This window comes from Paracoccaceae bacterium Fryx2 (assembly GCA_032334235.1).
GTDB lineage: Bacteria > Pseudomonadota > Alphaproteobacteria > Rhodobacterales > Rhodobacteraceae > JAVSGI01.
This window is the reverse complement of record JAVSGI010000005.1, coordinates 1,054,863-1,079,658: the sequence shown is the minus strand read 5'-3', so window position 1 is coordinate 1,079,658 and position 24,796 is coordinate 1,054,863. Positions and strand designations below refer to the sequence as shown.

Annotated in this window: 24 protein-coding genes; 16 read left to right on the top strand and 8 right to left on the bottom strand. The window is 67.4% G+C overall.

The window, feature by feature from the left end; translation table 11 throughout:
- Window positions 1-32: 32 nt before the first annotated feature.
- Window positions 33-1,316 carry a DUF3422 domain-containing protein gene (locus tag RNZ50_14360; GenBank protein ID MDT8856180.1) on the top strand — a complete coding sequence of 428 codons (1,284 nt, stop codon included), beginning with the start codon at window positions 33-35 and terminating at the stop codon, window positions 1,314-1,316.
- A 6-nt stretch (window positions 1,317-1,322) separates the two neighbouring features.
- Here the strand turns inward: RNZ50_14360 and RNZ50_14355 are convergent, their stop codons facing one another.
- The 3 genes from RNZ50_14355 to RNZ50_14345 form a co-directional block, all read right to left on the bottom strand.
- A complete protein-coding gene (locus RNZ50_14355) occupies window positions 1,323-2,237 on the bottom strand; it encodes an ABC transporter permease (protein ID MDT8856179.1) in 915 nt (304 codons plus the stop codon).
- Window positions 2,230-3,237, bottom strand: a complete 1,008-nt coding sequence (locus RNZ50_14350) for an ABC transporter permease (GenBank protein MDT8856178.1) — start codon at window positions 3,235-3,237, stop codon at window positions 2,230-2,232. Before RNZ50_14350 ends, RNZ50_14355 begins: the two co-directional genes overlap by 8 nt.
- A 161-nt stretch (window positions 3,238-3,398) precedes the next feature.
- A complete protein-coding gene (locus tag RNZ50_14345) occupies window positions 3,399-5,099 on the bottom strand; it encodes a peptide ABC transporter substrate-binding protein (protein ID MDT8856177.1) in 1,701 nt (566 codons plus the stop codon).
- Between the two features lie 375 nt (window positions 5,100-5,474).
- Here RNZ50_14345 and RNZ50_14340 point away from each other — a divergent pair, with 375 nt between their 5' ends.
- From RNZ50_14340 to RNZ50_14325, 4 genes are all read left to right on the top strand, one after another.
- Window positions 5,475-7,319, top strand: a complete 1,845-nt coding sequence (locus RNZ50_14340; protein ID MDT8856176.1) for an ABC transporter ATP-binding protein — start codon at window positions 5,475-5,477, stop codon at window positions 7,317-7,319.
- Window positions 7,316-8,473: an acetylornithine deacetylase gene (argE, locus tag RNZ50_14335; GenBank protein ID MDT8856175.1), complete on the top strand. Its 1,158-nt coding sequence runs from the start codon at window positions 7,316-7,318 to the stop codon at window positions 8,471-8,473. Before RNZ50_14340 ends, argE begins: the two co-directional genes overlap by 4 nt.
- Window positions 8,470-9,816, top strand: coding sequence for an FAD-binding oxidoreductase (locus RNZ50_14330; GenBank protein MDT8856174.1), 1,347 nt, complete (start codon window positions 8,470-8,472; stop codon window positions 9,814-9,816). The genes argE and RNZ50_14330 overlap by 4 nt, the downstream gene beginning before the upstream one ends.
- 63 nt (window positions 9,817-9,879) lie before the next feature.
- A complete protein-coding gene (locus tag RNZ50_14325; protein MDT8856173.1) occupies window positions 9,880-11,046 on the top strand; it encodes a M20 aminoacylase family protein in 1,167 nt (388 codons plus the stop codon).
- 89 nt (window positions 11,047-11,135) lie between these two features.
- Here RNZ50_14325 and moaA read toward each other — a convergent pair whose 3' ends face one another.
- Entirely contained in the window at window positions 11,136-12,137 is a 1,002-nt protein-coding gene (gene moaA / locus RNZ50_14320; GenBank protein MDT8856172.1) for a GTP 3',8-cyclase MoaA, read from the bottom strand.
- Between the two features lie 86 nt (window positions 12,138-12,223).
- Between moaA and RNZ50_14315 the strand changes: the two genes are divergently transcribed.
- A complete protein-coding gene (locus RNZ50_14315; protein ID MDT8856171.1) occupies window positions 12,224-12,697 on the top strand; it encodes a D-galactarate dehydratase in 474 nt (157 codons plus the stop codon).
- 89 nt (window positions 12,698-12,786) lie between these two features.
- Here RNZ50_14315 and RNZ50_14310 read toward each other — a convergent pair whose 3' ends face one another.
- The 3 genes from RNZ50_14310 to glmU are packed head-to-tail and all read right to left on the bottom strand — an operon-like array spanning window position 12,787 to window position 16,702.
- The gene (locus tag RNZ50_14310; GenBank protein MDT8856170.1) at window positions 12,787-13,518 is read right to left on the bottom strand and encodes a DNA alkylation repair protein; all 732 of its coding nucleotides are present in this window, start codon (window positions 13,516-13,518) and stop codon (window positions 12,787-12,789) included.
- Window positions 13,515-15,335: a glutamine--fructose-6-phosphate transaminase (isomerizing) gene (glmS, locus tag RNZ50_14305; protein ID MDT8856169.1), complete on the bottom strand. Its 1,821-nt coding sequence runs from the start codon at window positions 15,333-15,335 to the stop codon at window positions 13,515-13,517. The genes RNZ50_14310 and glmS overlap by 4 nt, the downstream gene beginning before the upstream one ends.
- Window positions 15,335-16,702, bottom strand: coding sequence for a bifunctional UDP-N-acetylglucosamine diphosphorylase/glucosamine-1-phosphate N-acetyltransferase GlmU (glmU, locus tag RNZ50_14300; GenBank protein ID MDT8856168.1), 1,368 nt, complete (start codon window positions 16,700-16,702; stop codon window positions 15,335-15,337). Before glmU ends, glmS begins: the two co-directional genes overlap by 1 nt.
- Before the next feature lie 103 nt (window positions 16,703-16,805).
- Here glmU and RNZ50_14295 point away from each other — a divergent pair, with 103 nt between their 5' ends.
- Together RNZ50_14295 and RNZ50_14290 are read left to right on the top strand one after the other, a co-directional pair.
- Window positions 16,806-17,471, top strand: coding sequence for an HAD hydrolase-like protein (locus RNZ50_14295; GenBank protein ID MDT8856167.1), 666 nt, complete (start codon window positions 16,806-16,808; stop codon window positions 17,469-17,471).
- A 56-nt stretch (window positions 17,472-17,527) separates the two neighbouring features.
- Window positions 17,528-18,751 carry a DegT/DnrJ/EryC1/StrS family aminotransferase gene (locus RNZ50_14290; GenBank protein ID MDT8856166.1) on the top strand — a complete coding sequence of 408 codons (1,224 nt, stop codon included), beginning with the start codon at window positions 17,528-17,530 and terminating at the stop codon, window positions 18,749-18,751.
- Here the strand turns inward: RNZ50_14290 and RNZ50_14285 are convergent.
- Window positions 18,748-19,236 (bottom strand): CreA family protein, encoded by a 489-nt coding sequence (locus RNZ50_14285; protein MDT8856165.1) that lies wholly within the window; start codon window positions 19,234-19,236, stop codon window positions 18,748-18,750. The two genes, RNZ50_14290 and RNZ50_14285, sit on opposite strands and share 4 nt — an antisense overlap.
- A 543-nt stretch (window positions 19,237-19,779) precedes the next feature.
- On the opposite strand from RNZ50_14285, the gene RNZ50_14280 reads away from it, so the two are divergent.
- From RNZ50_14280 to RNZ50_14245, 8 genes are read left to right on the top strand one after another with little or no spacing between them, the layout of a single operon-like run.
- On the top strand, window positions 19,780-20,145 hold the full coding sequence (locus RNZ50_14280) for an NADH-quinone oxidoreductase subunit A (protein MDT8856164.1): 366 nt from the start codon (window positions 19,780-19,782) through the stop codon (window positions 20,143-20,145).
- Window positions 20,136-20,669 carry an NADH-quinone oxidoreductase subunit B family protein gene (locus RNZ50_14275; protein MDT8856163.1) on the top strand — a complete coding sequence of 178 codons (534 nt, stop codon included), beginning with the start codon at window positions 20,136-20,138 and terminating at the stop codon, window positions 20,667-20,669. Before RNZ50_14280 ends, RNZ50_14275 begins: the two co-directional genes overlap by 10 nt.
- Window positions 20,670-20,680: 11 nt before the next feature.
- Window positions 20,681-21,286, top strand: a complete 606-nt coding sequence (locus tag RNZ50_14270; protein ID MDT8856162.1) for an NADH-quinone oxidoreductase subunit C — start codon at window positions 20,681-20,683, stop codon at window positions 21,284-21,286.
- On the top strand, window positions 21,286-22,494 hold the full coding sequence (locus RNZ50_14265; GenBank protein ID MDT8856161.1) for an NADH-quinone oxidoreductase subunit D: 1,209 nt from the start codon (window positions 21,286-21,288) through the stop codon (window positions 22,492-22,494). Before RNZ50_14270 ends, RNZ50_14265 begins: the two co-directional genes overlap by 1 nt.
- Before the next feature lie 9 nt (window positions 22,495-22,503).
- Window positions 22,504-22,728, top strand: a complete 225-nt coding sequence (locus RNZ50_14260) for a hypothetical protein (protein ID MDT8856160.1) — start codon at window positions 22,504-22,506, stop codon at window positions 22,726-22,728.
- Entirely contained in the window at window positions 22,728-23,846 is a 1,119-nt protein-coding gene (locus RNZ50_14255; protein MDT8856159.1) for an NADH-quinone oxidoreductase subunit E, read from the top strand. Before RNZ50_14260 ends, RNZ50_14255 begins: the two co-directional genes overlap by 1 nt.
- A 21-nt stretch (window positions 23,847-23,867) precedes the next feature.
- Entirely contained in the window at window positions 23,868-24,545 is a 678-nt protein-coding gene (locus RNZ50_14250; protein ID MDT8856158.1) for an NADH:ubiquinone oxidoreductase, read from the top strand.
- 3 nt (window positions 24,546-24,548) lie between these two features.
- Window positions 24,549-24,788, top strand: coding sequence for a DUF5337 domain-containing protein (locus tag RNZ50_14245; protein ID MDT8856157.1), 240 nt, complete (start codon window positions 24,549-24,551; stop codon window positions 24,786-24,788).
- Window positions 24,789-24,796 lie beyond the last annotated feature (8 nt).

Sequence of the window (24,796 nt, the reverse complement as noted above, 5' to 3'; positions counted from 1 at the left end):
CGGATCATGCCCCCGCTGCGCCAGAGGCCCCCATGTCCCCGATCGAAGACCATCCGCTGCGCTATCGCCTTGCCAACGAACTGCACGCCCGCCCGTTCCCCGAACTGGATGTTCCGAGCCAGGCGGTGTTCATCGCGATCAAGGAGCCGGTCGACGCCGCCAACCGCGACCGCACGGCGGACCGCGCGCACCTGCTGGACCTGCTGGCCCGCTTCGGCGGCACGCAGCCGCAGCCCGAGGCCACGCATTTCGCCGGCCCGATGGGGCGGCACCTGCTGACCTGGGAAAGCCACAGCGAATTCGTGACCTATTCCGGCTTTGCCCCCGGCCTGCCCGGGCGCCCGTTCGATCCGGCCATGGCCGCGGTCTTTCCCGAGGACTGGCTGTCGCGCGCCCCGGGCAAGCGGCTGGTGTCGCTGCTGATCCACATCGAGGAAATGCCCGAGGACGAGGCCGAGATCACCGCGCGGCTGGAAAGCTGGTTCGTTCCCGAAAGCCTCGCCTCGTCGCGCGTGGTCGATGAGGTGGCCGTCGTGGCCTGCGATTTCCGCATCGACGCGGCGGGCCACATGCGGATGGCGGTGTTCGTGAAACCCGGCACCGGGGCGCGGCGGGTCGGGCGCATCGTGCAGCGCCTGTGCGAGATCGAGACCTACCGTGCCATGTCGATGCTGGGGCTGATACGGTCGCAGATCCTGACGCAGCAGCTGAACAAGCTTGACCCCAAGCTGTCGGCGCTGGTCAACACCATCGACGGCGATGCCCGCAGCCCCGAGGACACGCTGCACGAGCTGCTGGCGATCTCGGCCGAACTGGAAAGCCTGGCTGTGCAGTTCTCGTTCCGCTTCGGGGCGACGGCGGCCTACGAGGCGATCATGAACCAGCGCATCGAGGTGCTGCGCGAGGTGCGGATCAACGGCCGCCAGACCTTCGGCGAATTCATGATGCGCCGCTATGAACCGGCGATGCGGACGGTGAAATCGGCCGAAGGGCGGCTGCAATCGCTGGCCGAACGGGCGCAGCGCGCCGCCGAACTGCTGCGCACGCGGGTCGATGTCGACCGGTCGGCGCAGAACCAGAAGCTGCTGGAAAGCATGGACCGCCGTGCCGATCTTGCCCTGCGCCTGCAGCACACGGTCGAGGGACTCTCGGTGGTGGCGATCAGCTATTACGCGGTCAGCCTCGCGGCCTATGCCGTCTATCCCGTCACCGAGCCTTTCGGCATCTCCAAGGGCTTGGCCACGGCGGTGCTGACGCCGCTGGTGGTGCTGGCCGTCTGGATAACCGTCCGCCGCATCCGCAACCGCGTGGACTGAGCGCGCTTACCGCCCCCGGATCCGCGGGTCGAGCGCGTCGCGCAGCCCGTCGCCGATGTAGTTCACGCTCAGCACCGTCAGCGATATTGCAAGGCCGGGCCAGATCACCCGCTCGGGGTATTGCTGCAGGTAGTCCACCCCGTCGAACAGCAGCCGCCCCCAGGTCGGGAAGTCCGGCGGAAAACCCAGCCCGAGGAACGACAGCGCGCTTTCGGTGATGATCGCCGAGGCGATGCCCAGCGTCGCCGCCACCATGATCGGCGACATCACGTTGGGCAGGATGTGGCGGAGGATCATCTTGGCGGGCGAGGTGCCGATCGACCGCGCCGCCAGCACGAACTCCCGCTCCTTCAGCGCCAGCACCTCGCCGCGCACGATGCGGGCCGACTGCATCCACGAGGTGACGCCGATGGCGAACACGATCAGGATGAAGGTGCCCATCTCGGGCCCGAACATCCCCGACAGCGTCTCGCGGAACAGCATCACCATCACCAGCAGCAGGGGCAGCAGCGGCAGGGCCAGAAACAGGTCCGTGGTCCGCATCAGGATGTTGTCAAGCCAGCGGAAATAGCCCGCCAGCACCCCGATCGTGCTGCCCAGCAGGATCGAGATCACCATCGCCGTCAGCCCCACGGCGATCGACACCTTGCCGCCCGCCATCATCCGGGCCAGGATGTCGCGCCCCAGCTGGTCGGTGCCGAACGGATGCGCCAGACTGGGGCCGAGGTTGCGGGCCCGGATGTCGATGAAGGTGGGCTCCACCTGCCAGACCAGCGGCCCCAGCAGCACCCCCGCCACCAGCAGCAGGAACACCGCCGCCCCGATCAGCGCCCCGCGATGCGAGCGGAACTGCCGCCACACGTCATGCCACTGGCTGCGGGATTTCTTCGCGACGGGTTCGGTCGTGGCGGCCTCAGTCATAGCGGATCCTCGGGTCAAGGATGCCATACAGGATGTCGGCAACCAGGTTGAACATCACGATCAGCACGGCAAAGATGAAGGTCAGCGTCTGCACCATCGGAATGTCGTTGGCATAGATCGCGGTGATCAGCAGCGCGCCGAGGCCGTTCACCTTGAACACCTGCTCGGTGATGATCGCACCGCCGAAGATGGTCGGGATGCCCATGGCGATCACCGTCACCACCGGGATCATCGAGTTGCGCAGCACATGGCGCAGCACCACCGCCCGTTCCGAAAGCCCCTTGGCGCGCGCGGTTCGCACATAGTCCTGGCTCAGGTTTTCCAGCATGGAGGACCGCATGTAGCGGCTGATCTGCGCCGCATTGTAAAGCCCCAGCACCGCCACCGGCATCGCCATCTGCCGCACCTGGCGGCCGAAACTCTCCCAGTCGGTGACCTGCAGCGTGGTGTCGTAGATCGAGGGAAACCAGCCGAGGTTGACCGAAAAGACCACGATCAGCAGCACGCCGGTAAAGAAGGTCGGCACCGAAAACCCGACCATCGACACGAAGGTGCCGATCTGGTCGAACCAGCTGTATTGCCGGTAGGCCGAATAGACCCCGATCGGCAGCGCGATCGCCACCCCCAGCAGGTAGGAACAGCCGATCACCGTCAGGGTCTGCGGCAGGCGCTCGGCGATGGTGTCGGCCACCGGGCTGCGCGACTGCCAGGAAACGATGCGCTGCGCCCCGTCGGCGAAATTGCTGCCGAACAGGTTGTCGATCACATGCAGCGGCTCGATCACGAAGAACTGCTTCAGCCACAACAGATACCGCACCACCATCGGCTGGTCCGCCCCCAGCGCCTCGCGCATCTTGGCCTTGACCTCGGGCGGCACGGTCAGGGGCACCTGGCTCATCGGGTCGCCGGGTGCCAGGTCCAGCAGCAGGAAAATGACAAGACTGATGAACAGAAGCGTCGGTATCGCCAGCAGCAACCGTCGCAACGTGTAGGTCAGCATGGGCAACACCTCGGTTCAGGAGCCACGTGGAGGGGCAGCCGCGCCCTTCCCCTTCTTCTGTTTGAAAATATCCTCGGGGGGTCCGGGGGGCAGACAGCCCCCCGGCCTTTGCCGCGATCACGACGCCCGCCGGGCAAACCTCCCGGCAATCCGGCGTCAGATCACTTCACGCGGTACCAGTCCGAGGCGTTCCACAGTTCGGAATCCCAGGTGTTCAGGATCACGCCGCCCAGCGTCACCGACTGGCCCGAGTTGCGGCCGCGGTCCACCAGCGGCACCACCACCATGCTGTCCTTGGTCAGCATGTCGTTCATCTTCTTGGCCAGTTCGGCGCGCTTGTCCATCTCGCCGGTCTGCCCCAGTTCGACGACCAGCGCGTCATAGGCCGGGTCGCAGAAGCGATTGACGTTTTCGCCCTGCCACTGGGTTTCCGGACGCGGGGCCTTGTCGCAGGTGTATTGCGCAAGGTAGGGCTCGGGGTCGGTGCCGTCGAAGTTGTTGGCGTACATTTCCACGTCGGCATAGAACTTCTGGAAGGTGTCGGGCGATCCCGCATCGCCGCCGAAGAACACCGAGGCATCGACGTTCTTCAACTCGGTCGTGACACCCAGTTCATCCCACCATTGTTTGATCAGCGCCTGGAAATCCTGGCGCACGGCGTTGGTCGAGGACTGGAACAGCAGCGACAGCTTCTTGCCGTCCTTCTCGCGCTTGCCGTCGGCGCCGACCACCCAGCCGGCCTCGTCGAGCAGCGCCTTCGCACCCTCCATGTCCTGCTCGATGCAGCCGGTGTTGTCCGAGGCGAACATCGCAGGCGCGGGCACGAGGTTGCAGGTGGCGCGGCCGGCGGGGCCGTAGCCGATTTCGACCAGCAGGTTGCGGTCGATGGCCTTCGACAGCGCAGTCCGCACCCGGATGTCGGACAGGATCGGGTGGGGATGCTTGGCGGTGGCACGCTCGCCTTCGGGCAGCGAGGGCGAGGGGTCGGTCATGTTCATCTCGATGCGCTCGACCAGCGTGCCGAAGGCGTTGATCACCTTGCCCTTGCCGGCCGACTGCATTCCCGCCAGCACGTCGGGGGCCAGTTGCAGGTTCCAGGCATAGTCGAACTCGCCGGTTTCCAGCACCGCCCGCGCCGCCGCCGCCGCATCGCCGCCGCCCTTGAAGTTGACGGTCGCGAAGGCCGGTTTTGCCGGGTCGCGGTAGTTCGGGTTGGCGGCAAGCTGGATCACGTCATTGGTGCGGAATTCGGTCACGACGAACGGCCCGGTGCCGATCGGCTTGAAGTTGGCGTCGGTGCAGGTGGATGCGGCGGCGCCAAGGCAGTTGGCGAACTGCGCCTTCTGCAGCAGCGGCGAGGTTGCGCCGACAAAGGCCTGATAGGGGTTCGGTTTCGGCGAGGTGAAGGTGACCTTGATCGTGGTCGCATCCACCGCCTCGACCGACTGCACGCCCTCGTAGCGGGCGAGCTGGGCGCAGCCGCCCGCCGGGTCGGTGCAATAGGCGTGGGTGAACACCGCGTCTTCCGCCGTCACGGGCGTGCCGTCGGACCACAGAAGCCCCGGAATCAGCTTCCAGGTGATCGTGGTCAGGTCGGCCGAGACGCCGCCGTTTTCGACCGTCGGCACTTCGGTCACCAGACGCGGGATCACCTCGCCCAGTTCGTTGAACCCGGCCAGCGGTTCCAGCACCAGGCTGGCGGATTCGACATCCTTGGTGCCCGAGGACAGGTAGGGGTTCAGCGTCGAGGGCGCCTGCCAGTAGATGATGTTCACGTTGCCGTCCGCACCGCGTTCGGCAAAGGCGGCGGGTGCAAGGGCCAAAGCCGCACCGGCGCCAAGAAGCAGGGTCTTGAGTTTCATCGGAATCTCCTTGTTGGGAAGTCTTCGGCCCTGCCGTGTGCTGCTTGTGTCACGGCCATGTCTGCCGATGAAAGCGACCGGTCGGCAGACGGGGTTTTGCGGCGGGCAGGTCGGGTCAGGGCGCATATCCTTGATCAGGATTTTGTTTGGGTCGTGATGACTTGACGCCAAGTCTCCGCGCATTTCATTCCAAAAAGCAAGAGACTTGTGCGCCGGGTGTCGCTGCGTCGGGTCGGCTGCACAAGGGCAGGGCAGGGCTGCCCCATGGCGGGCAGACCGCGCGACCGTTGCCGGGCAGATTGCGTCAGGGTTTGACTTGCCCCCCGCCCTGTCGCTAGCCTGCCCGGATGCCCCTTCCGCCGCAAAGGATGCCCCATGCTCGACACGCCGTTGCTGACCATCGAGAATCTGCGGGTGGATTTCGAGACCAATGACGGGCGGGTGACGGGGGTCGAGGATGTGTCGTTTTCCATCCGGCCCGGCGAGTGCGTCTGCGTGGTGGGCGAAAGCGGGTCGGGCAAGTCGGTGTCGTCGCTGTCGGTGATGCGGCTGGTGGAATTCGGCGGCGGTGCCATCGCGGGCGGGCGCATCCTGTTGAAACGCAAGGATGGCGGGCAGATCGACCTTGTCGGGGCAGATGGCGAAACCATGCGCCAGATCCGCGGCAACGAGATCGGGATGATCTTTCAGGAACCGATGACCAGCCTGAACCCGGTATTCACCGTGGGGCGGCAGTTGACCGAAGGGCTGCGCGTCCACCGCGAGATGACGCAGGATGAGGCCGAGGTGCGCGCGCTGGACCTTTTGCGCATGGTGCGGATGTCGGAACCGGAACGGCGGATGCTTCAATACCCGCACGAGCTTTCGGGGGGGATGCGGCAGCGCGTGGTGATCGCGATGGCGCTGGCCTGCGAGCCTCGCCTGCTGATCTGCGACGAGCCGACCACGGCGTTGGATGTCACTATCCAGGCCGAGATTCTGGCGCTGATCGACCGGCTGAAGCGCGAAAAGGGCACGGCGGTGCTGTTCATCACCCATGACATGGCGGTGGTGGCGCAGATGGCCGACCGCGTGGTGGTGATGTATCGCGGCCTGAAGGTCGAGGAGGGGCTGGCCGAGCAGATCTTCGAGGACCCGCAGCACGATTACACCAAGGCGCTGATCGCCGCCGTGCCGCGTCTGGGCGAGATGGCGGGGCGCGACGCCCCCGAGCCGATGAAACTGCTGGCACGCGGCGGCCCCGGCGGGGCGCGGGCGGCGGTGGCACGGCCAGCACCCAAGGATTTCGGCACGGCCGGGCGGCAGGTCTATCTGGACGTGAAGCACCTGACGACGCGCTTTCCGGTGCGCGGTGGCCTGTTGCGGCGGCTGGTGGCGAATGTCCATGCGGTCGAGGATGTGTCGTTCTCCATCCTCGCCGGGCAGACCCTGTCGCTGGTCGGCGAATCGGGCTGCGGCAAGTCGAGCTGCGGCCGGTCGATCCTGCGGCTGGTCGAGCCGACCTCGGGCGAGGTGCTGATCGACGGCAAGGATGTGCTGAAGCTGGACGACAGCGACCTGCGCGCCGCGCGGCGCGAGATGCAGATGGTGTTTCAGGACCCCTTCGCCAGCCTCAACCCCCGGATGCGGCTGTGCGACCAGGTTGCAGAACCCTTGCGCAACTACAATCTGGTGTCCGGGCAGGCGCTGACCGACCGGGTGGCGGCGCTGTTCGACCGGGTGGAACTGCCGCGCAGCTTCCTCAACCGCTTTCCGCACGAGTTGTCGGGCGGGCAGCGCCAGCGGGTGGCAATCGCCCGCGCGCTGGCGCTGAACCCCAAGCTGCTGATTGCGGATGAGGCCGTGTCGGCGCTGGATGTCTCGGTGCAGGCGCAGGTGCTGAACCTGCTCCTGGAGTTGCAGCAGGATCTGGGCATCTCGATCCTGTTCATCAGCCATGACATGGCGGTGGTGGAGCGGGTCAGCCATACGGTCGGGGTGATGTATCTGGGTCGGATCGTCGAACTTGGTCCCCGCGCCTCGGTGTTCGGCAACCCGTCGCATCCCTATACCATGTCGCTACTGTCGGCGGTGCCGGTGGCCGATCCGCGCCGCCGGGTGCTGCGCGGCGAGGTCGAGCACAAGCCGATCGTTTCGCCGATCTTCCCGCTCAGCTATCAGCCGGCACCCTCGACCTATGTCGAGGTGGCCCCGAAGCATTTCGTGCTGATGGAGCAATGACGATGGACGCGCGGGCGATCCTCGACCGGCTGGTGGGTTTTCGCACCGTCAGCCGCGACAGCAATCTGGACCTGATCGACTGGGTCGAAGCCTATCTGGCCGGTCACGGCGTGCCCTCGCACCGGGTGTGGAATGCCGACCGCACCAAGGCCGCGCTTTACGCCAATGTCGGCCCGGAAGTTGCTGGCGGCGTTGTGCTTTCCGGCCACACCGACGTGGTGCCGGTCGATGGCCAGACCTGGGCCTCCGACCCCTGGACGGTGACCGAACGCGGCGGGCGGCTTTACGGGCGCGGCACCTGCGACATGAAGGGTTTCAACGCGCTGGCGCTGGCCGCGGTGCCGCTGGCGCTGGCCGCGGGGGTGAAGCGCCCGTTGCAGATCGCGCTCAGCTACGACGAGGAGGTGGGCTGCACCGGCGCCCCGCCGATGATCGCAGACATGGTGCGGCGGCTGCCGAAAGCCCGCGCCGTGGTGGTGGGCGAGCCGTCGCTGATGAAGGCGGTGAACGGCCACAAGGGCGGCACCGGCTTCAAGACCCATGTGAAGGGGTTCGAAGTTCACAGCTCGATCATGCACACCGGCGTCAACGCCGTCATGGCCGCCGCCCGGTTGATCGACTGGGCCAACCGGCAGAACATCGCCAACCGCGCGCTGGTGCCGGGCGCGCTGGCCGCGATGTTCGACCCGCCGTGGACGACGGTGCATGTCGGCACCATCCAGGGCGGCACGGCGCACAACATCACGGCGGGCGACTGCCGCTTCGGCCTCGATTTCCGCGTGGTGCCGGGCGAGCGGCTGGAGGACTGGGTGGCGGCTTACCGTGCCGAAGTGGCGGCACTGGAGGCCGAATTGCAGGCAGTGCGCCCCGAGGCGGCCATCACGCTGGACCAGTATTTCGTGGTGCCGCCGCTGGTGCCCGAGGCGGGCGGCGCGGCCGAGGCGCTGGTGCGCCGCCTGACCGGCGACAACGGCTCCCTTGTGGTCAGCTACGGCACCGAGGCCGGGCAGTTCCAGGCCGAGGGCTATTCGGCGGTGATCTGCGGGCCGGGCGACATCGCGCAGGCGCACCAGCCCGACGAATACCTTGAGGTGACGCAGTTTCAGGCGGGATGGGGCTTCATGCAGCGACTGGTGGACGACCTTTGCCAATGACGCCTTTCCCGATTTCCGAAAGTTCGCCGATCCGCTTCGACGCCCCGCTGCCCGCCGCCTGCGACGTGGTGGTGATCGGCGGCGGCGTGATCGGGGTGATGAGCGCGTTCTATCTGGCCGAGCGCGGCTTCAGGGTCACGCTCTGCGAAAAGGGCCGCATCGCGGGCGAACAGAGCAGCCGCAACTGGGGCTGGATCCGCCAGCAGGGCCGCGATCCGGGCGAACTGCCGATCATGGTGGAAAGCCTGGCACTGTGGCGAGGGCTGGCGCAGGAATTCGGCGATGCGCTGGGCTTCCGCCAGACCGGGGTGCTGTATCTGGCAGGGTCGGAAGGCGCGATGGCGGGGTACGAGGCGTGGCTGGACCATGCGCGGGCCAACGGAATTGATTCCGTGATGCAAGGCCGTGCGCAGATTGCGGCGCGGTTTCCGGGGGCGCGGGGCGATTTTCCGGGCGGGCTCTGGACGCCATCGGACGCACGGGCCGAACCCTGGCAGGCGGTGCCGGTGCTGGCCCAAGGGGCCATGGCGCGCGGCGTTGTGCTGCGCGAGGGCTGCGCGGTGCGCGCGCTCGATCTGGCGGGCGGGCGGGTGGCCGGGGTGGTGACCGAACACGGCCGCATCGCCTGCGCGCAGGTGGTGCTGGCGGGGGGCGCGTGGTCGGCGCTGTTCGCGCGGGCGCATGGGGTCAGCATCCCGCAGCTTTCTGTGCTGGCGTCGGTCGCAGCGACTGAACCCCTGCCGGACGTGTTCAGCGGCGCGGTGGCGACCGATGACCTCGGCGTGCGGCGGCGCAACGATGGCGGCTATACCATCGCGCCGGGGGCCGAGCATGATTTCTTCCCCGGCCCCGACGCGCTGCGCCATGCGGGCAAATACCTGAAGCTGCTGAAGAAGGACTTCCGCTCCACCCATTTCCGCCCGCTAGCACCCAAAGGCTACCCCGACGGCTGGACGACGCCGCGCCGCTGGCCCGCTGACCGCCCCGGCCCGTTCGAGGCGATCCGCGTGCTGAACCCCGCGCCGAACCTGGCAAGCCTTGGCCGGGTGCAGGATGCCTTCGCAGCCCTTTTCCCAGACCTTGGCCGCCCCCGCCTGACGGCCACCTGGGCGGGAATGATCGACACCATGCCCGATGTCGTGCCGGTGATCGACCGGGTGGCGGCGATCCCCGGCCTTACGCTGGCGACGGGAATGTGCGGCCACGGCTTCGGCATCGGCCCCGGCGTGGGCCGCGTGGTGGCCGACCTTGTGGCGGGCAACCCGCCCGGCCATGACCTGCACCGCTTCCGCCTGTCGCGTTTTACCGACGGGTCGGCAATCGAGCTCGGGCCGTCGCTCTGACCCTTGCAGACCTCACGGGATTGTAACAGGCTGACCAAAGCCCGACCCAGAAGGAGCCGACCGATGCCCCCCAAGAACCGCTTCGCCGAGATGCTGCCCGAAATCACCGCCTGGCGGCGCGATTTCCACGAGCACCCCGAACTTCTGTTCGAGGTGCACCGCACGGCGGCAAAGGTGGCGGACCTGCTGCGCTCGTTCGGCTGCGACGAGGTGGTGACGGGCATCGGGCGCACCGGGGTGGTGGCGGTGATCAAGGGCAGGACCGACACCGCCGGCCGGGTGATCGGCCTGCGCGCCGACATGGACGCGCTGCCGATCATCGAGGCGACCGGGCTCGACTATGCCTCGAAGACCCCCGGCAAGATGCACGCCTGCGGCCATGACGGCCACACCTCGATGCTGCTGGGTGCCGCGAAGTATCTGGCCGAAACCCGCAATTTCGACGGCACGGCGGTGATGATCTTCCAGCCCGCCGAAGAGGGCGGCGGCGGCGGGCGCGAGATGGTGCAAGACGGCATGATCGACCGCTGGAAGATCCAGGAGGTTTACGGCATGCACAACATGCCCGGCATCCCGGTCGGCCATTTCGCCATCCGCCCCGGCGCGATCATGGCCGCGGCCGACCAGTTCGAGATCACGCTGACCGGCAAGGGCGGCCACGCCGCCAAGCCGCACGAGTGCATCGACACCACGCTGGTCGGCGCGCATGTCGTGGTGGCGCTGCAATCCATCGCCTCACGCGGGGTGGACCCGCTGAAACAGGTGGTGGTGTCGGTCTGCACCTTCTCGACCGACAGCCCGGCGCACAACGTCATCCCGCAGATGGTCAGGATGAAGGGCACCGTCCGCACCATGGACCCTGCCGTGCAGGACTACGTCGAACGCCGGGTGACCGAGATCGTGACGGGTGTCGCCACCACCTTCGGCGCCACGGCCGAGGTGAACTACCAGCGCGGCTACCCCGTCACCGTCAACGCCGCCCCCAACACCGAATACGCCGCACAGGTCGCGGCCGAGGTGTCGGGCCAGGTCGATACCGACACCGCCCCGCTGATGGGGGCCGAAGACTTCAGCTTCATGCTGAACGAACGCCCCGGCGCCTACATCTTCCTTGGCAACGGTGATACCGCGATGGTCCACCACCCCGCCTACAATTTCGACGACGCCGCGATCCCCTTCGGGTCAAGCTGGTATGCCGGGATGGTCGAAAGCCGGATGCCCGCCGCCTGAGTGCAGGTCCGTCAGTCCCTCATTCATCTTGGCTCAAATATCCTCGGGGGGTGCGGGGGGCAGACAGCCCCCCGCTGCCTGTCGAAAGACTAACCGCCGGTATGGCTCATGTGCCGGGTCATCTGGCCGGCGACGTTCTGGCGGGAATAGTCGAAATCGTGCCCCTTGGGCTTGCGCGAAATCGCCGCCCGGATCGCGTGTTCCAGCCCGGCATCAGCGGGGCTGGCGCGCAGGGGGGCGCGCAGGTCGGCCATGTCTTCCTGACCAAGGCACATGTAAAGCTCGCCCGTGCAGGTCAGCCGCACCCGGTTGCAGCTTTCGCAGAAATTGTGGGTCAGCGGCGTGATGAAGCCCAGCTTCTGCCCGGTCTGTTCGATGCGGACATAGCGCGCCGGGCCGCCAGAGCGTTCGGCAAGGTCGGTCAGGGTGAAGCGCTCGCGCAGCCGCGCCCGCATTTCCTTGAGCGACCAGTATTGATCGAGCCGGTTCTCGTTGCCGAGATCGCCCATCGGCATGACCTCGATGAAGGTCAGGTCGTGGTCTTCGCGGGCGCACCAGTCGAGCAGCGAAAACAGCTCGTCCTCGTTGAAGCCCTTCAGCGCCACGGTGTTGATCTTGACCCGAAGCCCCGCCGCCTTGGCGGCCTCGATCCCGTCGAGTACCTGCGCGAGGCGGCCCCAGCGGGTGATCGCCGCGAACTTTGCGGGGTCGAGCGTGTCGAGCGAGACGTTGATGCGCCGCACCCCGCAGGCCGCCAGATCGGACGCGTATTTCACCAGTTGCGAGCCGTTGGTGGTCAGCGTCAGTTCGCGCAGCGCGCCGCTGTCGAGGTGCCGGGTCATGGCGCGGAAGAAGGTCAGGATGCCGCGACGCACCAGGGGCTCGCCGCCGGTGATGCGCAGCTTGCGCACCCCCATCCGCACGAAGGCCGAACACAGTCGGTCAAGCTCTTCCAGCGTCAGGAGGTCGGCCTTGGGAAGGAAGGTCATGTTTTCCGACATGCAGTAGACGCAGCGGAAATCGCAGCGGTCGGTGACCGAGACGCGCAGATAGTCGATCGCGCGGGCAAAGGGGTCGATGAGCGGTTCCATGCCTCTCAAGGTAGGCGCGCCGCACCCGTCGGGCAAGCGCCAATGCCGGGATTGCCCCGAGGCGGGGGCAGGACTATCGTCGGGGTATGAAACATTCATCCCCCCCCTCCGTTCTGGCCGCCGTTCTGGCCGCCCTTGCCCTGTCGGGCTGCGATCTGCCGATTTTCCAGGGCAACGCCCCCACAGCCCCGGCGCCGACCGCTGCCGCCCCGATGCCGCGCCCCGCACCGATGGTCGGGGCCGGCGGCGCCTCGGCCGCAGCGCTGGACACCACCAGCCCGGCCGAGCGCGCGGCGGCAGCAGCGCTGCCTGCCCCTGCGGGCGAGCGCGAACTGGGCCGGGTGGTCGTCGGGCTGGGGTCGGTGACCGAGCCGGGCTTCTGGCTGCAATCGCCGCTGGTCACCGCCAAGGGCCCGGGGCGGGTGGTGACGGCGGCGGGTGCCTCGGTGCAGGTCGAGTTGCGGCCGGGCACCGGGGGGGCGCAACTGTCGCTGGCGGCGTTCCGCAGTCTGGGCCTGGGGCTGACCGATCTGCCGGAGGTGCGGGTTCTGGCGCGCTAGTCTTTTCGCCGGCCGCCGGGGCGGGGGCTGTCTGCCCCCGCCCCGGACCCCACCCCCGAGGGTATTTGGGCCAATGAGAAGGGGAAGGGTCAGGCTTCGGGGGCCGTCGGCTCCGGGTCGTGGACGGCGGGCAGGTATTGCGCGGCCTCCTTGCGGGCGAAGCCGCGCAGGCGGTCGCCGTGTTCGTTCAGGAAAAGCCGGGTGCGCCGGGGGTCGTGTTTCGAGAGGTCGCGCAGCCACCAGGCGACGGCCTTCTGGATGAACCAGTCGCGGTCGTCGGCAAGGTTGGCCGCCCAGTCGAGGATGCGGTCGCGGGCGGCGAGGTCGGCGGGCTTGGGGTTGGGCATCTTGGCGAAGGGCAGGGTGACGACGAGGGCGGCGCGGCGGGTCCAGAGGTTGGGGCTTTGCGTCCAGGTCTCGACCTCGTCCAGCCGCGACGGGTCGGCGGTCACGCGCTTCTGGCCCGCGATGCAGGCGTGATCAGCGATGGCCCAGGCGTCGGCTTCGGCCAACCAACCACAGATCAGCGCCCAGGCGGCGCTGTCGTCGGGGCGGATGCGGGCTTGCGTCAGCAGCTTGGCTGCGGCGATGCGGGCCTCGTGGATGTTGCTGGCCCAGAGGTCGGCGGCGAGGGCCAGGCGGTCGTCGAGGCCGAGGTCGGCGCGCCATTCCTTCGTCAGGGCGTCGATCTCGGGGTTTGCGGTGCCGAGGTAGGGGCGCGCGACCTTGTGGTAGGCGGCCATTTCGGCGGCCTTGCCGGGCAGGGCGCGGGCGGCGATGGCGGCGATGGCTTCGGGGGCGGTGATGGCGGCGGCGGTCATTCCACGGTCACCGACTTGGCGAGGTTGCGCGGCTGGTCCACATCGGTGCCCTTGGCGATGGCCGTGTGATAGGCCAGAAGCTGCGCCGGGACCGCATAGAGGATCGGGGCCGTCAGGGCGGTGGCTTCGGGCAGGGTCAGGGTTTTCCAGCAGCCGCTGCCTGCCTCGGCGATGCCTGGCGCATCCGAGATCAGCAGCACGCGGCCATGGCGGGCCATGACCTCCTGCATGTTGGACACGGTCTTTTCGAACAGCGCGTCGTGCGGTGCCATCACGATCACCGGAACGCGGGCGTCGATCAGGGCGATGGGGCCGTGCTTCAGCTCGCCGCTGGCATAGCCTTCGGCGTGGATGTAGCTGATTTCCTTTAGTTTCAGCGCGCCTTCCAGCGCCAGCGGATAGAGCGCTCCGCGTCCGAGGAACAGGATGTCCTGCGCCTCGGCCAGATCGTCGGCGATGGCGGCGGTTTCGGTCGCGAGACCGAGGGCGTGGTTCATCAGGCCGGGCAGCGCGGCCAGCGCCGCAAGGTGGGCGGCCAGCGCCCCGGGGGCCAGGCGGCCGCGGTCGGCGGCGGCCTTCAGGGCCATCAGCGCCAGCATCGTCAGCTGGCAGGTGAAGGCCTTGGTCGAGGCCACGCCGACCTCGACCCCGGCCATGATCGGCAGGGCAAGATCGCTTTCGCGGGCTATGGAGGAGCTGGCGACATTGACCACCGCGACCACCTTGGCCACCCGGTCGCGGGCGTGGCGCAAGGCTGCCAGCGTGTCTGCGGTCTCGCCCGACTGGCTGACGAACACCGCCCAGGAGGCGGGCGAGAGCTGCGGGTCGCGGTAGCGGAACTCCGACGCGATATCGACATCGCAGGGCAGGCCCGCGATCTGCTCGAACCAGTATTTCGCCACCATGCAGGCATAGGAGGCGGTGCCGCAGGCGACCATCGTCAGCCGGTCCACCCCCGTGAAATCAAGCGACCCGGGCAGGTTCAGGGCGTGTCCGCCGTCCGTCAGGTAGTGGCGCAGCGCATCGGCGATCACCAGCGGCTGTTCGGCGATTTCCTTCGCCATGAAATGCTTGAAGCCGGCCTTGTCGATCCGGGTCGCGTCGATCTGGATGCGGGTCAGGGCGCGGTTGGCATGGCGGCCCGCGGCGTCGAAGATCTCGACCCCGGCGCGGGTGACCACGGCGCAGTCGCCTTCTTCCAGGTAGGTGATGCGGTCGGTCATCGGCGCCAGCGCGATGGCGTCGGAACCGACGAACATCTCGCCATCTCCGTGGCCGATCGCCAGCGGGCTGCCCTTGCGGGCGGCGATCAGCAGGTCTTCCTCGCCGTCGAACAGGAAGCACAGGGCGAAGGCGCCGCGCAGGCGCAAGAGCGTGGCGCGGGCGGCCTCGACCGGGGTCATGCCCTGATCCATCAGGTGGCGGGTCAGCAGGGCCACGGTTTCGGTGTCGGTCTCGGATTCGAAGGCAAGGCCCGCCGCGACCAGTTCGGCGCGCAGTTCGCGGAAGTTCTCGATGATGCCGTTGTGGACCACCGCAACCGGGCCAGAGAGGTGCGGGTGCGCGTTGGTCACGGTGGCCGCGCCATGGGTGGCCCAGCGGGTGTGCCCGATGCCCGCCTTGCCCGCCAGCGGGTCATGCACCAGAAGGTCCGACAGGTTGACCAGCTTGCCGACCGCGCGGCGACGGTCGAGGCGGCCGTGGTTGACGGTGGCGATGCCCGAGGAATCGTAGCCGCGATATTCGAGGCGCTTGAGCGCCTCGACCAGCAGGGGGGCGACCTCGTGATCGCCCAGAACGCCGATGATGCCGCACATTATTGGGGGCCTTTCTGGCGCGCGGCCTTCGCGGCGCGGTAGAGGGACAGGAGTCTCGCGGCAAAGCCCGGCTTGTTGACCTGCCGGGCACGCCCCAGCGCAAGCGCACCCGGCGGCACGTCTTCGGTGATGACCGAGCCCGAGCCGGTCATGGCGCCGGCGCCGATGCTGACGGGCGCAACCAGCATGGTGTCGGACCCGATGAAGACGTTGGCGCCGATGCTGGTGCGGTGCTTGTTCACCCCGTCGTAGTTGCAGGTAATGGTGCCCGCGCCGATGTTGGTATGCTCTCCGATGTCGGCGTCACCGATGTAGGTCAGGTGGCCGACCTTGACGCCCTCGTCGAGGATGGCGTTCTTGATCTCGACGAAGTTGCCGACATGCACATCCTCGGCCAGTTCGGCGCCGGGGCGCAGGCGGGCGAAGGGGCCGACCGTGGCGCCGCGGCTGATGTGGCAGCCTTCAAGGTGGCAGAAGGCGCGGATCTCGGCGCCGGATTCGACGGTGACGCCGGGGCCGAACACCACATGCGGCGCCACGATGGCATCGCGGCCGATGTGTGTGTCGAGCGCGAAGAACACGGTTTCGGGGGCGGTCAGGGTGACGCCGTTTTCCAGCGCCTCGGCGCGGGCGCGGGTCTGGAAGGCGGCCTCGGCGGCGGCCAGTTCGGCGCGGGTGTTGATGCCCAGCGTTTCGGACTCGTCGCAGGTCACCACCCCGGCGGAGAGGCCGCGCGCCCGGGCGAGGGCCACGATGTCGGTCAGGTAGTATTCGCGCGCGGCATTGTCGCATCCGACGGCGGCAACCAGATCGAGCAGCAGCCGGGTTTCGGCGCAGATAACGCCTGAATTGCAAAGAGTTATGGCGCGTTCTTCGGGCGTGGCGTCCTTGAACTCGACAATCCGTTCCAGCGTGTCGCCATCCATCACCAGACGGCCGTAGCGGCCCGCCTCGCGCGGCTGGAAGCCCAGCACCACCACCGCATGGCGGCTGCGGGCGGCGCGCATTGCCTCCAGCGTTTCGGGGCGGATGAAGGGGGTGTCGCCGTAAAGCACGATTGCATCGCCCGGCACGTCGGCCAGCAGCGGGGCTGCCTGTGCTACGGCATGGGCGGTGCCAAGCTGTTCGGTCTGCTCGACGATTTCGGCCGTGTCGTCATAGGCGAGCGCGGCCTTGCGCACCGCGGCGGCGCCATGGCCCGCGACCACCACCAGCCGGTCGGGTTCCAGCGCGCGCCCCGCCGCCAGCGCATGGTGCAGCATCGGTGCGCCCGCCAGCCCGTGCAGCACCTTCGGCAGTTCCGAATTCATCCGCGAGCCCTGGCCCGCGGCCAGCACAATCAGCGACAACGAGGTTGAAACTGGCATGGCACCCCTTTTCTTTGGCTTGCGCCCGTTTTAACCGGGATTGGACGGGCCGCAAGGCGCGATGGCATCACGCCACCTTTCGGCAGGTTTCAGGGGGCAGGGTATGCGGACGGTGGTTTTCGATCTGGACGGCACGCTGGTGGACAGTTCGGGCGACCTGCTGGCGGCGGCGAATGCCTGCTTCCGGCATCTGGGGCATGGCGACCTGCTGGGGCCGGGCGATGCGCTGACCGCCTTTCACGGCGGGCGGGCGATGCTGCGGCTGGGGTTCGGGCGGCTCGGGCAGGTGAGCGAGGCCGAGGTGGATGCGCAGTACCCCCGGCTGCTGGCGGCGTATGGCGATGCGATCGACACCCACACCACGCTTTATCCGGGTGCTGTGGCGGCGGTGCAGGCCCTGCTGCGCGCAGGCTTTGCCACCGCGATCTGCACCAACAAGCCCGAAGGTCTGGCCGAGACCCTGACGCGCCGGATGGGCATCCGCGACCTGTTCGGCGCGCTGATCGGGGCCGACACCCTGCCGACCCGCAAGCCCGATGCCGCGCCCTACATCGCGGCGGTGCGCGGGGCGGGGGGAACGGTGGCGCGTTCGATGCTGGTGGGCGATACCGGAACCGACCGCGACACCGGGCGCGCTGCCGGGGTGCCGGTGGCGCTGGTGACGTTTGGTCCCGAGGGCGGCGGCGTGGCGCGGATGCAGCCGGAGGCGCTGCTCGACCATTTCGACGACCTGCCGGCGCTGGCCGAACGGCTGCTGTCGCCTGCGTGATACAATCGGCTGTCATGGGGTCATCCCGTCCTTCGTCAGAAAGCCAGACCCGCGCCATGGAAGTATTCACCGGCAGTTTCACCCAACAGGAACCGATCCCCGAGGCGGCGATCACCGCCGCCATGGCCGTGCTGCGCCACGGTCGCCTGCACCGCTACAATACCGCCCCAGGCGAGGTGGCCGAGGCCGCGTTGCTGGAGGAGGAGTTCGCCGCCCTGACCGGGGCGCGCTACTGCCTTGCGGTGGCCTCGGGCGGCTATGCCATGGCCTGCGCGCTGCGCGCACTGGGGATGGGGGCGGGCGACCTTGTGCTGTCGAACGGCTTCACCCTGGCGCCGGTGCCGGGGGCGATTGCCTCGGTCGGCGCGGTGCCGGTGTTCGTCGAGGTGACCGACGATCTGACGATTGATCTGGACGATCTGGCGGCCAAGCTTGGTTGCGGCGCGAAGGTGCTGCTGCTCAGCCACATGCGCGGCCATGTCTGCGACATGGACCGGCTGATGGCGCTTTGCGATGCGGCGGGGGTGCAGGTGGTCGAGGATTGCGCCCATACCATGGGGGCCGCGTGGCGCGGGGTGCCTTCGGGGCGGCACGGGCGGATGGCCTGCTTTTCTACCCAGACCTACAAGCACGCCAATTCCGGCGAGGGCGGGCTGATCATCTCGGATGATGCCGAGGCGATGGCCCGCGCGATCCTGCTGTCGGGCAGCTACATGCTTTATGCCCGCCACCGCGCAGCGCCGCCGCCCGAGGTGTTCGAGGGGCTGAAATATGACATGCCCAACATCTCGGGCCGGATGGACAACCTGCGCGCCGCGATCCTGCGGCCGCAACTGGCCAGCCTCCCCGACCGGGTGGCGCGCTGGGGGGCGCTTTACCGGGTGCTGGAGGCGGGGTTGGCGGGCACGCCGGGGCTGGCACTGATCACGCGGCCGGAACACGAGGGCTATGTCGGCTCGTCCTTCCAGTTCCTGCTGCCGGGGTGGGAAGGCGCGCGGGTTCAGGCGCTGCTGGCGCGGACCCTGGCGCGGGGGGTGGAGCTGAAATGGTTCGGCGCGGCGGAACCGGCAGCCTTCACCTCGCGCTATGACCATTGGCACTACGCGCAGCCAGAGCCGTTGCCGCAGACCGACCGGGTGCTGGCCGGGCTGATCGACCTGCGCCTGCCGCTGACCTTCAGCCTGGACGACGCCGCCCAGATCGGGCGCATCCTCCGGGCCGAGGTTTCGGCCGTCTGGCAGGGGGCGGCTGCGGTATCCGCCACCGGGACCGCCGACTAGTTGCCGCGATAGAGCGGCACCGACGAGATCGACATCTTGGCCGAGCCTTCGGTCAGTTCGGCGGCATGAGCCAGATAGATCAGCGTCTGGTTCGCCTCGTCGAAGATCCGGGTGATGCGCAGCGATTTCAGCACGATGGACCGGCTTTCGCGGAAGATCTGCTCGCCCTTCGGGCCGCGCCTTATGTCGCCGATGGTGATCGGCCCGGTCTGGCGGCAGGCGATCGAGGCGTTCGACGGGTCTTCGAACCAGTTGCCCTGCGACAGCCGGTCGATCAGCGAGCGTTCGAAATAGGCGACATGGCAGGTGACGCCGGGCACACCGGGGTCGGCAATCGCTTCGATGATGATGTCGTTGCCGACCCAGTCGACCCCGACGCGCCCAACCTCCTGCGCGGTGGCGGGGGTGGCCAGCAGGGCGGCGCAGGTCAGGGCGGCGCAGGCCAGGGTGGTCCGTGCGAGGCTGGTTCGGATGTGGCGGGGCATGGCGTCTGATCCCAGAATGGTTGCTTGTGGACGCAGGATGCGCGCTTTGCGCGCCGTTACAAGCGCAGAGGGCGGCAAGGCCGGCTGACGCCGGGGCAGACGCCGCGCCGGTGGCCCGGGAACTGCCGGTGGGACGCGGCAAGAATTTTCGAAAATTCTTGCAAAATTCTTTGAAGAATTTTGGGCCGGCGCGGGGCGGCTGGTGGCTGGTGCGACGATCCGTGCCGAAGAACCGGCCCCGGCCGGGCCGTGGGGCCGGTTTCAGGCGATGAAAGGTCGGGTGGTTGGCGGGGGGAATCGGCGGCGCCCCGGGCGGCGCGGCGGGTGTGAGTCGCGGTGATGCTGCGGGACAGCATGTCACAGCGGCAATTTTGTCGTGGTCGACGGCACACAATGGAATACACTGAGGTCGGACAGAGCGTTTGCTGGACTTGGCGCAGCCACCTTCGGTTGACCCAGCCCGGGGGGCAGAGTAAACGGTCCCCAGCAAATCGAAGCGCGCGCCCCTGTATTCAGGTCAGCTGACAGCCGAAGGAGCCACTCGTGAACGACCTTCTCCGAGAGTATCTGCCGATCCTGATCTTCCTCATCGTGGCGGGGGGGCTCGCGATCATTTTGATCCTGGCGGCCTTCGTGCTGGCGGTGCGCAACCCCGACCCCGAGAAGGTGTCGGCCTACGAATGCGGCTTCAACGCCTTCGACGACGCGCGGATGAAGTTCGACGTGCGCTTCTACCTCGTGTCGATCCTGTTCATCATCTTCGATCTGGAAGTGGCGTTCCTCTTCCCCTGGGCCGTCGCCTTCGGCGAGATGTCGATGGTCGGTTTCTGGTCGATGATGGTGTTTCTGGGCGTTCTGACCGTCGGATTTGTCTATGAATGGAAGAAGGGGGCACTGGAATGGGCGTGAGCACCGGCGTCAACGCGGCCGGGCCCGATGCCGAGGTCGCAACCCGGAGCCTGAATGCGGAACTGGCCGACAAGGGCTTTCTTCTGACCTCGACAGAGGATGTCATCAACTGGGCGCGCATCGGCAGCCTGCACTGGATGACCTTCGGTCTGGCCTGCTGCGCGGTGGAAATGATGCACACCTCGATGCCGCGCTATGACCTCGAACGCTTTGGCACCGCCCCGCGCGCCAGCCCGCGACAGTCGGATCTGATGATCGTGGCGGGCACGCTGACCAACAAGATGGCCCCCGCGCTGCGCAAGGTCTATGACCAGATGCCGGAACCGCGCTACGTGATCTCGATGGGCAGTTGCGCCAATGGCGGCGGCTACTATCATTACAGCTATTCGGTGGTGCGCGGCTGCGACCGGATCGTGCCGGTCGACATCTATGTGCCCGGCTGCCCGCCTTCGGCCGAGGCCCTGCTTTATGGCATTCTGCAGTTGCAGCGCAAGATACGCCGCACCGGCACCATCACCCGCTGAGGAGGCGTCCGATGTCTGATGCGCTTGTCGAACTTGGTGCCCTGATCCGGATGAAACGCGCCGATGCGGTGGTTTCGGCCGCCGTGACGCATGGCGAGCTGACGCTGGAGGTGCTGCCGGCGCATCTGGTGGCGCTGGTCGAATTTCTCAAGACCGATCCGGCGTGCCGGTTCTCCAGCCTCGTGGACATCACGGCGATCGACCATCCCGACCGGGTGGCGCGGTTCGAGGTGGTCTACCACTTCCTGTCGATGTACCAGAACCAGCGCATCCGCCTGAAGCTGGCCTTGCGCGAAGACCAGATGCTGGCCTCGCTGCACCGCGTCCACCCCAGCGCCAACTGGTTCGAGCGCGAGGTGTTCGACATGTTCGGCATCCTGTTCACCGGCCACCCCGACCTGCGCCGCATCCTGACCGACTACGGCTTTCGCGGCCACCCGATGCGCAAGGACTTTCCGACCACCGGCTATACCGAGGTCCGCTATGACGAGGAAAAGAAGCGCGTGGTCTATGAGCCGGTCAAGCTGGTGCAGGAATACCGCCAGTTCGATTTCATGAGCCCGTGGGAAGGGGCAAACTACATCCTTCCCGGTGACCAGAAGGCGGGGGCGAAGTGATGGACGCGCATTATGACGACGCGCTGACCGGCGAACAGTCGATCCGCACCTTCAACATCAACTTCGGCCCGCAGCACCCTGCGGCGCATGGCGTTCTGCGTCTTGTGCTGGAGCTTGACGGCGAGATCGTCGAGCGCTGCGACCCCCATATCGGGCTGCTGCACCGCGGCACCGAAAAGCTGATGGAAAGCCGCACCTACCTGCAGAACCTGCCGTATTTCGACCGGCTCGATTACGTCGCGCCGATGAACCAGGAACATGCCTGGTGTCTGGCGATCGAGAAGCTGACCGGCACGGTGGTGCCGCGTCGGGCGCAACTGATCCGGGTGCTGTTCTGCGAGATCGGCCGGGTGCTGAACCACCTCTTGAACGTGACGACGCAGGCGATGGACGTGGGCGCGCTGACGCCGCCGCTCTGGGGCTTCGAAGAACGCGAAAGGCTGATGGTGTTCTACGAGCGGGCCTGTGGGGCGCGCCTTCACGCGGCCTATTTCCGCCCCGGCGGGGTGCATCAGGACCTGCCGCCGCAGCTGATCGAGGACATCGACCAGTGGGCGGTCGAGTTCCCCCGCGTGATCGACGACATCGACGGCCTGCTGACCGAGAACCGCATCTTCAAGCAGCGCAACGCCGACATCGGCGTGGTGACCGAGCAGGACATTCTCGACTGGGGCTTTTCGGGCGTCATGGTGCGGGGCTCTGGCCTTGCCTGGGATCTGCGGCGCAGCCAGCCCTATGAATGCTATGACGAATTCGACTTCCAGATTCCCGTGGGCAAGAACGGCGACTGCTACGACCGCTATCTCTGCCGGATGGAGGAGATGCGGCAGTCGACCAGCATCATCCGCCAGGCCTGCGCCAAGCTGCGGGTCGAGCCGGGCGAGGTGCTGGCGCGCGGCAAGATCACGCCGCCGAAGCGGGCCGAGATGAAGACCTCGATGGAGGCGCTGATCCATCACTTCAAGCTCTACACCGAAGGCTTCCATGTGCCCGCAGGCGAAATCTACGCCTGCGTCGAGGCGCCCAAGGGCGAATTCGGCGTTTATCTGGTAGCAGATGGGACGAACAAGCCCTACCGCGCCAAGATCCGCGCGCCGGGTTTCCTGCACCTGCAGGCGATGGACTACATGGCCAAGGGTCACCAACTGGCCGACGTGTCGGCCATCATCGGTTCGATGGATGTGGTGTTCGGGGAGATCGACCGGTGATGGTGCCCGATGGACTACTGCACGAAGTGGAAGATCCTCGGCCTGCTGATCGCTCTGACGCCCTTCGGACTGGCGCTCTTGGGCGGCACCGCAGCGGCGCGTTGGGGCGGGGGATACTGGCGCGCCGTGCTCTGGGCGGGTCTGGTGGCGGGAACGGTGCTCGCCACTCTGGTGCCAGCCTCGCTGATTGTCTGGAATGGGCTTCGGCCTGCGATCTGCAATAGGATGAACTGATGCTGCGCCGCCTGAACCACACCCAGCCCGACAGTTTCGCCTTCACCGCGGCGAACCTCGCCTGGGCCAAGGGCCAGATCACCAAATACCCGGATGGGCGACAGGCTTCGGCGATCATTCCGCTGCTCTGGCGCGCGCAGGAGCAGGAGGGCTGGCTTTCCCGCCCGGCGATCGAGCATGTCGCCGACATGCTGGGCATGGCCCGTATCCGGGCGCTGGAAGTGGCGACGTTCTACTTCATGTTTCAGCTTCAACCCGTTGGTTCCATTGCACATGTTCAGGTTTGCGGCACCACCTCGTGCATGATCTGCGGCGCCGAGGAACTGATCGCGGTCTGCAAGGAACTGATTTCGCCCAAGGCGCACACGCTGTCGGCCGATGGCCGGTTCAGCTGGGAAGAGGTCGAGTGCCTCGGCGCCTGCACCAACGCGCCGATGGCCCAGATCGGCAAGGATTATTACGAAGACCTGACGGCAGCCCGGCTGCGCGAGCTGATCGGGCGGTTTGCGGCGGGCGAGGTGCCGGTGCCGGGGCCCCAGAACGGGCGCTATGCCTCGGAACCGCTGTCGGGGCTGACCTCGCTGAAGGATTTCGAAAGCGGGCGCACGCAATACAATGCCAGCGTGCAGGCGGCGGTGGACCTTGGCGACACGGTGAAGCGGATCGACGGCAGCGAAGTGCCTCTGCTGACGCCTTGGCTGGGCCGCGCCGAACCCGCGACCCCTGCCGAGGGGCAGGAAACCGAACCGACGCCGGGCGAAGGCGTTCCCGTGGATGCGACCGGCATCACGGTGCAGGAGGCGCCGGCGCTTTCCAAGGGGATGCCGGAGCGCCAGCCCTCGGTCGCGCCCGCCGAACCGCTGACCCGCGAAAAGCCGCAGGCGCTTGCCGCCCCGCGCGGTGGCAAACCCGACGATCTGATGCAGATCAAGGGGATGGACGCCGGACTTGAAGCCCGGTGCCACGATCTGGGCCTGTTCCATTTCGACCAGATCGCGGCCCTGACGGCGGCCGAAGTGGCCTGGATGGATGACAATCTGCAAGGCCCGGCCGGTTGCGTGAGCCGCGACGACTGGGTGGCGCAGGCGAAACGACTGGCAGCGGGCGGCCAGAGCTGACCTTCGGCCCGCAAGATGACTGTGACGATCTCGACACATAGGCAACACGACCCGGTGACGGGCAATAAAGTGGAGACCGAACCAATGAGTAGTGCAGAATTCAAGAACGGCCCCCTGCTGGACGGGTGGGTTATTGCGGTGGCTGCGGGTCTGGTGGCCGGTGGCGTCGCCAGTGTGATCGGCGACTTCAACCTGATGCAGGCGTCATTCACCGGCATCGTGCTGACGACCGTGCTCGGGCTGGTGATCGGCCTGCGCTGGGGTGAACCGGGCATGGCCCCGCCGGCGCCCGTGGTGCCTGCGGCCGAACCGGCCACGGCGCCCGTTCCTGCCGCGTCCACGCCGGCCCGTGCCGCGCCCGCCGCCATGGCGCCCGCCGCGGTGACCGCCGCCGCCGCAACCGGGGCACCGGCCCGCAAACCCGAAGGGCTGAGCATGGCGCGCGAGGGCAAGGCGGATGATCTGAAGGAAATCAAGGGTATAGGGCCAAAGCTTGAAGTGCTTTGCCACAGCCTCGGCTTTTACCATTTCGACCAGATCGCCCATTGGACCCCGGAAGAGATCGCTTGGGTCGATGACAATCTGGAAGGCTTCAATGGGCGCGTGACCCGTGACGACTGGGTGGAGCAAGCGAAGATTCTGGCCGCCGGGGGCAAGACCGAACATTCGGCCGGTGTCCGGGCCGGCCGGATTCACTGACCCATGACAAAAGCCCCCACCCCCGAGGACAGGTATCTGGCGAAGCAGGCGCGGATGGTCGCGTTCATGATCGCGGGCACCATGATCCTGTGGGTGGGGGCGCAATGGCTGGGCGGGCGGCTGGGCTGGGACAGCCGCTTTGCCTTCCTGTTCGACCTTGCCGCACTGGCCGCGTTCGTCTGGGCGCTGGTTGTCACCTATCGGCTCTGGCGGCGACAGAAGGCCGGCCCACGGAACAATTGAGGACGCAT